8 protein-coding genes are annotated in these 9864 nt (G+C 69.9%); 2 read left to right on the forward strand and 6 right to left on the reverse strand.

Annotated features, from left to right (window positions below; translation table 11 throughout):
* Positions 1 to 25: 25 nt before the first annotated feature.
* Both QIS99_RS11865 and QIS99_RS11870 read right to left on the reverse strand, forming a co-directional pair.
* The gene (locus tag QIS99_RS11865; protein WP_282513168.1) at positions 26 to 934 is read right to left on the reverse strand and encodes a tRNA (adenine-N1)-methyltransferase; all 909 of its coding nucleotides are present in this window, start codon (positions 932 to 934) and stop codon (positions 26 to 28) included.
* 62 nt (positions 935 to 996) lie between these two features.
* Positions 997 to 2523, reverse strand: a complete 1527-nt coding sequence (locus QIS99_RS11870) for a site-2 protease family protein (protein WP_282513169.1) — start codon at positions 2521 to 2523, stop codon at positions 997 to 999.
* Between the two features lie 140 nt (positions 2524 to 2663).
* On the opposite strand from QIS99_RS11870, the gene QIS99_RS11875 reads away from it, so the two are divergent.
* Together QIS99_RS11875 and QIS99_RS11880 are read left to right on the forward strand one after the other, a co-directional pair.
* Entirely contained in the window at positions 2664 to 3557 is an 894-nt protein-coding gene (locus QIS99_RS11875; protein ID WP_282513170.1) for a RecB family exonuclease, read from the forward strand.
* Positions 3558 to 3578: 21 nt separating this feature from the next.
* Complete coding sequence (locus QIS99_RS11880; protein ID WP_282513171.1) at positions 3579 to 4250, forward strand: response regulator; 672 nt, start codon at positions 3579 to 3581, stop codon at positions 4248 to 4250.
* Between the two features lie 63 nt (positions 4251 to 4313).
* Here QIS99_RS11880 and QIS99_RS11885 read toward each other — a convergent pair whose 3' ends face one another.
* From QIS99_RS11885 to QIS99_RS11900, 4 genes are all read right to left on the reverse strand, one after another.
* Positions 4314 to 5900 (reverse strand): ABC transporter substrate-binding protein, encoded by a 1587-nt coding sequence (locus QIS99_RS11885; protein ID WP_282513172.1) that lies wholly within the window; start codon positions 5898 to 5900, stop codon positions 4314 to 4316.
* A 146-nt stretch (positions 5901 to 6046) separates the two neighbouring features.
* Positions 6047 to 7654 (reverse strand): ABC transporter substrate-binding protein, encoded by a 1608-nt coding sequence (locus tag QIS99_RS11890; RefSeq protein WP_282513173.1) that lies wholly within the window; start codon positions 7652 to 7654, stop codon positions 6047 to 6049.
* 458 nt (positions 7655 to 8112) lie between these two features.
* Positions 8113 to 8817, reverse strand: a complete 705-nt coding sequence (locus QIS99_RS11895; RefSeq protein ID WP_282513174.1) for an HAD family hydrolase — start codon at positions 8815 to 8817, stop codon at positions 8113 to 8115.
* Positions 8818 to 8986: 169 nt separating this feature from the next.
* Positions 8987 to 9864, reverse strand: an 878-nt coding sequence (locus QIS99_RS11900; protein ID WP_282513175.1) for a vitamin B12 dependent-methionine synthase activation domain-containing protein, incomplete at its 5' end; no start/stop codon positions are given.

Raw genomic sequence — 9864 nt, forward strand, 5'->3', positions numbered from 1 at the left:
CAGGTGCAGTGGCGGGTCGGCGGCGTCAGCGGCCGGTGGCGGTTCCGCGGTCGGCGTTTGGTCCGGAGTAGTCCTCGCCGTACGCGCCCTTGGCGGGGCGGCGGCGGCGCATGGGGGGCTCGACTCCGTCGGCGAGGCGGCGGGCGGTGAGCAGGAAGCCGGTGTGGCCGATCATGCGGTGGTCGGGGCGGACGGCGAGGCCTTCGACGTGCCAGTTGCGGATCATCGACTCCCACGGCTGGGGCTCGGCGAAGCAGCCGATCTCGCGGATCGACTCGACGGTACGGGCCAGCTGGGTGGTGGTGGCGACGTAGCAGCAGAGGATGCCGCCGGGGACGAGGGCCTTGGAGACGGCGTCGAGGCATTCCCAGGGGGCGAGCATGTCGAGGATGACGCGGTCGACGTCGCTGTCGCTGAGGTTGTCCTGAAGGTCGCCGACGGTGAGCTGCCAGGCGGGGTGGGGGCCGCCGAAGTAGCGCTCGACGTTCTGCTGGGCGATCTCGGCGAAGTCCTCGCGGCGCTCGTAGGAGTGCAGCATGCCCTGGTCGCCGATGGCGCGCAGCAGGAAGCTGCTGAGCGAGCCGGAGCCGACGCCGGCTTCGACGACGCGGGCGCCGGGGAAGATGTCGGCGAAGGCGAGGATCTGCCCCGCGTCCTTGGGGTAGACCACGGCGGCGCCGCGGGGCATGGACAGGACGTAGTCGGGGAGCAGGGGGCGCAGCGCGAGGTAGGCGACGTTGCCGGTGGTGCGGACAACGCTGCCCTCGGGTGCGCCGATCAGCTCGTCGTGGGGGAAGGAACCCTTGTGGGTGTGGAAGTTCTTTCCCTCTTCGAGCGTGAACGTGTAGTGGCGGCCCTTGGGGTCGGTCAGCTGTACCTGGTCCCCGACCTTGAAGGGCCCGCGTCGGCGGGCGGCACCGGTCGGTTCGGACATGCGACCAGCGTACCGGGCCGGTCGTGGGCGGCCGACCACGAGGGGCGGGTGGCCGGGCTGGTTCAGCTGGGGCGGGCCATGGCTTTGACGAAGGCGCGCTCGACGTCGGCGGTGGAGAGGACGCCGTAGATCTCGCCGGTGGGTTCGACGACGAGGTATTCGGTGGCGGGGGTGGCGCGCAGCGTGTCGATGAGGTCTTCGCCGGCGAGTTCGGCGGAGACGCGCATGCCGGCGGTGAGGTCCTGGGCGAGCGAGCTGACGGCGACCCAGGGGCGGCGGTGTTCGGGGACGCCGACGATGGCGGCTTCGCGGACGACGGCGGTGGCGTCGCCTTCGCTGTCGACGACGACGAGGGCGCGGGCGCCGGCGGCGTTGGCGCGGCGGAGGGCTTCGGAGAGGGGGGTGTCGGAGGTGACGGGGACGGCGCGGCGGGTGAGGGTGCGGGCCTGGAGCTGCGGGAGGTGTTCGCGCAGGCGGGCCATGCGGAGGCTGTTTCCGGCGCCGGTCCAGATGATCGCGGCGAGGATGGCGGCGAGCAGGGCGTCGGTGACGGTTTCCATGCCGACGGGGCGGGGTGCGGTGCCGCCGAGGACGCCGGACTGGGTGAGGAGGGGGAGTCCGATGAGTACGGAGAGGGCGAGGGCGCGGCCGACCCAGGCGGCGGCGACGGTGCCGGTCATGGGCTTGCCGGTGAGCTTCCAGACGACGGCGCGGAGCATGCGGCCGCCGTCGAGGGGCAGTCCGGGCAGGAGGTTGAAGATCGCCACGATGAGGTTGGAGATCATCAGGCCGGCCATGAGGACGCCGGGGACGGTGCCGGGTTCGACGGCGTACATGCCGGCGTAGAAGACGGCGGTGAGGACGAGGGAGAGGAGGGGGCCGACGAAGGCGAGCATGAACTCGCGGCCGGGGGTCTCGGACTCCTTCTCGATCTCGGATACGCCGCCGAAGAACTGGAGTTGGATGCGGCGGACGGGGAGTTTGTAGCGGAGCGCGACGACGGTGTGGGCGATCTCGTGGACGAGTACGGAGGCGTAGAAGGCGACCGCGAAGAAGAGCGAGACGAGGTAGCGCAGGGCGCCGAGCTCGGGCAGGATCCGGTCGAGTTGGGCGCCGAAGACCCAGGTGATGAGGGCGGCGACGAGGAACCAGCTGGGTGCGACGTGGATCGGCACGCCGAGGATCCGGCCCATGACGATGCCGCCTCGGGGGCGGTCGGGTTTGGGGGCGGGGAGTTTCGGCTTCTGGGCGGGCTCGGGCTTCGGGTCCGGCTCGGGCTGTGGGTCCGGTTCGCGCTTCGGGTCCGGCTCGGGCTGTGGGTCCGGCTCCGGGGCGGGCTCGGGCCCTGGTTCTACGGAGGACTCCGCGTCGCCCTTGTCCGTGGCTGTGTCCGAAGCTGTGTCTGTAGCTGTATCCGTAGCTGTGTCCGTACCCGTACTCGCATCCCTGGCCGTGGCCGTGGGCGTGTCCTGCTCCGTATCGGTCGCGGGCGCAGCAAGATCCGCCGACTGCTCGGCGTGCTCGGTGCTCTCGTCGGTACCGGAGGCCGCTCCCCCGGTGCGGGAGCGCGGCTGGCCGCTCTCGTCCACTGTGACCCTGTCTCCTCGTTCGAAGCGTCTTGCGCCGCCGTGTGACGCGCCCGCCCGTCATCTCTGATCATGCAGCGCGAGAGGGTTCGACGTCGATGGTATGCGGCCCGCTGTCAGTGGCGGGCCGTAGGGTCTTCTCCATGGACAACAGCACCGACACTGCCGTGGCCGCGGTCGCCCCTGCGTCGCTCTCGCCGTCGCGGGCCGGCGACTTCATGCAGTGCCCGCTGCTCTATCGCTTCCGCGTGATCGACAAGCTGCCGGAGAAGCCGAGCGAGGCGGCGACGCGCGGCACGCTGGTGCACGCCGTCCTGGAGCGGCTCTTCGACGCCCCGGCGGCGGAGCGGACGGCGCCGCGCGCGAAGTCGCTGGTGCCCGGCCAGTGGGACCGGCTGCGGGCGGCCAAGCCGGAGTTGGCGGCGTTGTTCGGGGATGCGGATGAGGAGAGTGCCGGGCGGCGGATGGCCGAGTGGCTGGCGCAGGCGGAGGCGCTGGTCGAGCGGTGGTTCACGCTGGAGGACCCCACGCGCCTGGAGCCGGCCGAGCGGGAGCTGTTCGTGGAGGCAGAGCTGGAGTCTGGCCTGAGACTGCGCGGCATCATCGACCGCGTGGACGTGGCGCCGACGGGCGAGGTCCGCATCGTCGACTACAAGACGGGCAAGGCGCCCCGGCCGGAGTACGCGGAGGGCGCCCTGTTCCAGATGAAGTTCTACGCGCTGGTGGTGTGGCGGCTGAAGGGTGTGGTGCCGCGGCGGCTGCAGCTGGTGTATCTGGGCAGCGGTGACGTGCTGACGTACGACCCGGTGCCGGCGGATCTGGAGCGGGTGGAGCGGAAGTTGCACGCGCTGTGGGACGCGATCCGGCAGGCGACGGCTTCGGGTGACTGGCGGCCGCGGCGGACGAAGCTGTGCGGCTGGTGCGACCATCAGGAGGTTTGCCCGGAATTCGGGGGGACTCCTCCGCCGTATCCGCTTCCGGTCGGGGCGCCCGGGTCCGGCGGGCAGGAGCAGGGCAGAATGGGCGGCCCGGTCTAGGCCTGTCTAAGGAGATTTCTCGTGGCGATCCGCGTCCTGCTGGTCGATGACCAGCCGCTGCTGCGCACCGGTTTCCGGATGATCCTGGAGGCCGAGCAGGATCTCGCGGTCGTCGGTGAGGCGGGTGACGGGCTGCAGGCCCTTGATCAGGTGCGTGCGCTGCAGCCCGATGTGGTGCTGATGGACATCCGGATGCCGCGGATGGACGGGGTGGAGGCGACCCGGCAGATCACGGGTCCGGAGCGGGACGGTCCGGCGAAGGTGCTCGTCCTGACGACGTTCGACCTCGATGAGTACGTGGTGGAGGCGCTGAAGGCGGGCGCCAGTGGCTTCCTGTTGAAGGATGCTCCGGCGCATGAGCTGGTGCAGGCGATCCGGGTGGTCGCGGCGGGTGAGGCGATGCTGGCGCCGAGTATCACGCGCCGGCTGCTCGACAAGTACGCGGGGCATCTGCCGTCGGGCGAGGAGCCGGTGCCGGACACGCTGCACACGTTGACCGAGCGTGAGGTCGAGGTGCTGAAGCTGGTGGCGAGGGGCCTGTCGAACGCGGAGATCGCGGCGGACCTGTTCGTCAGCGAGACCACGGTGAAGACGCATGTGGGGCATGTGCTGACGAAGCTGGGGCTGCGGGACCGGGTGCAGGCGGCGGTGTACGCGTACGAGAGCGGTCTGGTGCGTCCCGGGGCGCAGTAGCGGAGCGTTGAAGGTCCGGGGCCGGCAGGCGATGTCAGGCCCCGGACCTTCGTGTTTCTGGTGTCAGTGCTTTTCGAGTTCCCAGAAGCGGAAGACCGTGGAGGCGTCGAGGCACCATTCGACGCCGGTGACGCGGTCGGAGGTGACGGCGTACTGCTTGCCCTGCCAGACCGGGAGGATGGGGAGTTCCTCGGCGACGATCTCCTGGAGTTCGCCGAAGTCCTTGGCGGTGGCGGAGCGTTCGCTGACGGCGGCGGTGCCGGGGAGGATCCGGTCGGTGATCTTGTTGTTGGTGTAGTTGTTCTGCAGCACGTTGTCGTGGCCGAAGAAGGGCTGGGTGAAGTTGTCGGGGTCCGGGTAGTCGGGGACCCAGCCCTTGACGTAGACGCCGTACTTGCCGTCCTTGATGTCCTTCTCGTACTGCTCGAAGGGCACGGACTCGACCTTGGCGTCGAAGAGGCCGCTGTCGTTGAGCTGGCCGGCGATGGCCTTGAACTCCTGGACGGTGGCGGGCCCGTAGCGGGACGGGGTGGCCCACAGGGTCAGCTCGACCTTGCCGCGGATGCCTTCCTCGCGGAGGGCGGCGGCGGCCTTGTCGCGCTGGGGGCGGGCGCCGTACGTGTCGAAGAACGGGGTGCTGTGGCCGGTGATCCCGGACGGGATGATCGAGTAGAGGGGGGTGGCGGTGCCGTCGTAGACCTGCTCGACGAGGGCGTCGCGGTCGAGGAGGTAGGCCAGGGCCTTGCGGACGCCGGGCTTGCCGACGACCGGGTGGTCCATGTTGAAGACGAGGTGCTGGACCTCGGCGCTGGAGCCTTCGACGACCTCGACGCCGGACTCGTCGCCCTTCCGCTGGATGTCGGCTATGTCCTCGGCGGCGAGGCCGCGGTAGGCGACGTCGATGTCGCCGTCGAGGACGGCCTGCTTCAGCTTCTTCTGGTCGTCGTGGAAGAACTTCAGGGTGACCGAGGAGTTCTTGCGCTCGGCCGGGCCCCGGTACTTGGTGTTGGCCTTGAACACCGACTGGTTGTCGCCGAAGGACTCCAGGGTGTAGGGGCCGGAGCCGACGGCCTTGTCGTCGCTGCGGAGCCGGTCGTACGGGTACTCGCGGTGGTCGACGATGGAGCCGGCGCCGGAGGCGATCTTGCTGGGGAAGGTGGCGTCGGGGACCTTGAGGCGGAAGACGACGGTGCGGGCGTCGGGCGTCTCGATGTGGTCGATGGAGGAGAGCATGGCGGCGGCCGGGCCGTCGGCGGCGTTGATCTCGCGGGTGCGGTCGAAGGAGAACTTGACGTCCTTCGAGGTCAGCGCGTTGCCGTTGCTGAATTTCAGGCCGGAGCGGAGGGTGCAGCTGAAGACCCGGGTGTGAGCGTCGGTGAAGCCGCACTCCTCGGCCGCGTCGGGCTCCGGCTGGGTGCCGCCCTTGGGGAAGCTCAGCAGCGACTGGAAGACGTTGTTGAACAGCAGCCAGGAGCCGGGGTCGTAGCCGGCGGCGGGGTCGGTGGCGAGGACCGCGTCGGACATGCCCACCACCACTTCGCCGGTGGGGCCCTCGGCGCTGCCCTGGTCGGTGCCGCAGCCGGTGAGCAGGGTGGTGGCGGCGAGTCCTGCCGCGAGGAACGGGGCGTACCGCTGGGTGCGCTTGTTCACGTGGTTCTTCGTTCCTTTGGTGCGCAGTGGTTCAAGTGGTGCTGTTCACAAGGGTGTTGCCGAGTGGCGCCGGGGGGCGCCGGAGGCGCCGGGCGCCGTGTAGGCGTGTGGGCGTGTGGGCGTGTGGGCGTGTGGGCGTGTGCCGGTCAGTCGCCGACGCCGCGGCCCAGCTCCCAGAGCTGCATGTTGGACGAGGAGTTGAGGGCCCACTCGACGCCGGTGATGTCGTCGCGGGCGGCGACGTACTGCTTGCCCTGCCAGAGCGGGAGGACCGGCACGTCCCGGGCGACGATGTCCTGGACGTCCTCGATGGGCTCGGCGGCGGAGAGGCGGTCGGCCTCCTGGCGGGACTCGGGGATCAGGGTGTTGCGGATCCGGCTGTTCGCGTACGGCGAGGCGAGGAAGTTGTCCTCGTCGAGGAAGGGCGCGATGAAGTTGTCCGCGTCCGGGAAGTCGGGGAACCAGCCCATGCCGTAGACCGCGTACTCGCCTTCGAGCTGGTCGTCGCGGAACTTCAGCCAGTCGGTGCCCTTGATGTCCACGTCGAACAGGCCGGAGTCGTTGAGCTGGTCGCGCAGGATCTCGAACTCGGCCTTGGTGCCGGGGCCGTAGTGGTCGGTCGTGTAGTTGAGGGTCAGCTTGACCGGGGTGTCCACGCCGGCCTTGTCGAGGAGGGCGCGGGCCTTGGCGGTGCTGGGGTGGCCGTACTCGTTGAAGAAGGAGTTGGTGTGCCCGGTGATGGTGGCAGGGACCAGGGAGTAGAGGGGTTCGGCGGCGGCGCCGTACACCTTGGAGGTGATCTCGGCGCGGTCGACGAGCTGGGCCATGGCCTGGCGGACGGCCCGGTTCTCGACGGCGGGGGCGTCGGTGTCGAAGCCGAGGTAGCGCATCTCCAGGCCGGGCATCTCGACGACGTCGATGGCGTCCTCGGCGTCGCCGGCCAGCGACTCGATCTGCTGGGGGGTGACGGTGCGGGCCATCAGGTCGATGTCGCCGCTCTTCAGGGAGTCGCCCATGGCGTCGGCGTCGTCGAAGGGGCGCAGCTCGATGGTGTTGTCGCTCTTGGGCGTCAAGTTGCCCTTGTAGTGCGGGTTCTTGGTGAAGACGGCCTTCACCACGGTGTTGTTCTCCACCTCGGTCTTGAGCGTGTACGGGCCCGAGGCGTCGATGTCGAAGCCGCTGCGCAGGCCCTTGGCGTCGTACTTGTCGGGGTTGACGATGCCGGCGGCGGGGGTGGCGAGTTTGTACGGGAACGTGGCGTCGGGGGCCTTCAGGTGGAAGATCACCTTGCGTTCGCCGCTGGTCTCGACGGCGTCGATGTTGGCGAGGAGGCCGGAGGGGCCGTTCTCGTCCTTGATGGTGAGGACGCGCTCGATGGAGTACTTCACGGCGTCGGCGGTCAGCTCGCTGCCGTCGGAGAAGGTGAGGCCGCCACGGAGGGTGCACTCGAAGCGTTCGCTGCCGTTGTCGGTGAAGCCGCAGCGTTCGGCAGCCTCGGGTTCGGGTTCGCCGCCGCCGCGGGGCAGGTACATGAGGGTCTGCACGGTCTGCCGCAGGATGTTCCAGGAGCCGGCGTCGTAGGCGTAGGCCGGATCGAAGGGGGCGGGCGTGCCGCCGGAGGCCGAGAACCGGTCGGTGGTGCCGACGACGATGGCGTCGTCCTTCCCGTCGCCGCCGTCCACCGCTCCGCAGGCGGCGAGGACCGGGGCGAGCAGGCCGATGAGGGCCGGCAGCACCAGTGTCTTGCGGTTCATGCTCGGACTTCTCCAACGTTCGTTTCCGGGGTCTCCGCGACAGGGGTGGGTCGGGGAGGCACGGGAGGCGGGGCGATGTTCTCGCGACGAGATTAGTCCGCGCTGTCAGGAACGCTGGAGACGCCCGGAGTTGGACGGTAATCACGCTGTGACAGCGGATGTGGACGCACCGATTACCGAACGGGGGAAGGTTTCGTGCACGCGGCGATGAATCGGGACACAAGGTCACGCAAGTCCCTTGCCCGGTAAGGGTTCCAGCACATCGGGGCCCACCTGTCGACCGGCCCTCACGTGACAAAGCTCACTCTTGGAACTCTGTTGCGGGGCGAACTCCCGCCATTCCGGGGCAGTCCGCATTGCGGGGACGTCGCGGGGACGTCCGCATTCCGGGCAGTGCGCATTCCGGGCAGTCCGCATTCCGGCCAGTCCGCATTCCGGGCAGTCCGCCGAGGAGCGGATCAGCCGGTGGGGAACTGGACCAGGCCGCGGAGGAAGTGCAGGTCGACGTCCTCCAGCGAGGAGACGATCGTACGGCCCGCTTCGGGTGCGATCGGCGCGACCGACGGTACGGCGACGACGCGGCAGCCGGCGGCTTCGGCGGCGGCGACTCCGGTGGCGGTGTCCTCGACGACGGCGCAGCGCGCGGGGTCGGCGGCGAGCCCTGCGGCGGCGAGGAGGTACGGCTCGGGGTGCGGCTTGGTGCGCGCGACCTCGTCGCCGGCGACGGTGAGGGCGAAGTGCTGCGGGCCGAGGGAGTCGAGGACGCGGTCGATGATGCGGCGGTGGGAGGCGGAGACCAGCGCGGTGGGTACGTCGTGCGCGGCGAGTTCGGCGAGCAGGCGGGCGGCGCCGGGCATCAGCGGGAGGGTGCGGCTGATGCGGTCCTCGAAGCCGTCGTTGAGCAGCCCGGTCAGCTCGGGCAGCGTGATGTCGGCGCCGGTGGCCTCGATGAGGAAGCCGGCGCTGCGGGTCATCGGGCCGCCGACGACGACATGCCGCCAGGACTCGTCCAGGGCGTGGCCCAGCTTCGCGAAGACCTCGACCTCGGCCTCCCACCAGAAGCCCTCGGTGTCCACCAACGTGCCGTCCATGTCGAGGAGCACTGCTTGCAGGGCAGAGCCTTCGGCCGTTCGCGTACCGACTGCGGGGACCGTGCTGGTCATCCGGGCACACCTCCGTAAGGGACGAGAAGGCCGGTCGGCAGCGTCGCGGGTGGGTTCACCCGCGCCGCCACCGACCGGCCTGCGCTGGACCGACCAGTGTACGTCGCCGATGGTCGAAGTGCCTCGATATAAGACCTTCGTCGGCGCCTACCGTGCGTGGACGGGGTCTTTACCGTGCGTTGAAGTACTTCGCCTCGGGGTGGTGGATGACGATCGCGTCCGTGGACTGCTCGGGGTGGAGCTGGAACTCCTCCGAGAGCTGGACGCCGATGCGCTCCGGCTGCAGGAGGTCGGCGATCTTCGCGCGGTCCTCCAGGTCGGGGCAGGCGCCGTAGCCGAGGGAGAAGCGGGCGCCGCGGTACTTGAGGTCGAACATGCCCGCCATCTCCGCCGGGTCCTCACCGGCGAAGCCCAGCTCGGAACGGACGCGCGCGTGCCAGTACTCGGCGAGCGCTTCGGCCAACTGGACGGACAGGCCGTGGAGTTCGAGGTAGTCGCGGTACGAGTTGGCCTCGAACAGCTCGGCGGTGGCTTCGCCGATCTTCGAGCCCACGGTGACGACCTGGAGGCCGACGACGTCCGTCTCCCCCGACTCCTCCGGGCGGAAGAAGTCGGCGAGGCACAGCCGGCGGCCGCGGCGCTGGCGCGGGAACGTGAAGCGGGTCCGCTCGTTGCCGTCATCCCCGAGGAGGATCAGGTCGTCGCCCTTGGACACGCACGGGAAGTAGCCGTAGACGACGGCCGCTTCCAGCTGGTTCTTGGTCTGCAGCTGGTCGAGCCAGCCGCGCAGCCGCGGGCGGCCCTCGGTCTCGACGAGCTCCTCGTACGTCGGGCCGTCACCGGCGCGGTTCTGCTTGAGGCCCCACTGGCCCTTGAACAGGGCGCCCTCGTCGAGCCAGGAGGCGTACTCCTTGAGCTGGATGCCCTTGACGACGCGGGTGCCCCGGAACGGCGGTTCCGGAATCGGGTTGTCCACGGAGACGTCGGAACGGACCGGGCCCTCGTCGGGGCGCTCCTCGACGACGGCGCTGGAGGTGGCCCTGACGC

The organism is Streptomyces solicavernae (assembly GCF_029968095.1).
Classification (GTDB): domain Bacteria; phylum Actinomycetota; class Actinomycetes; order Streptomycetales; family Streptomycetaceae; genus Streptomyces; species Streptomyces solicavernae.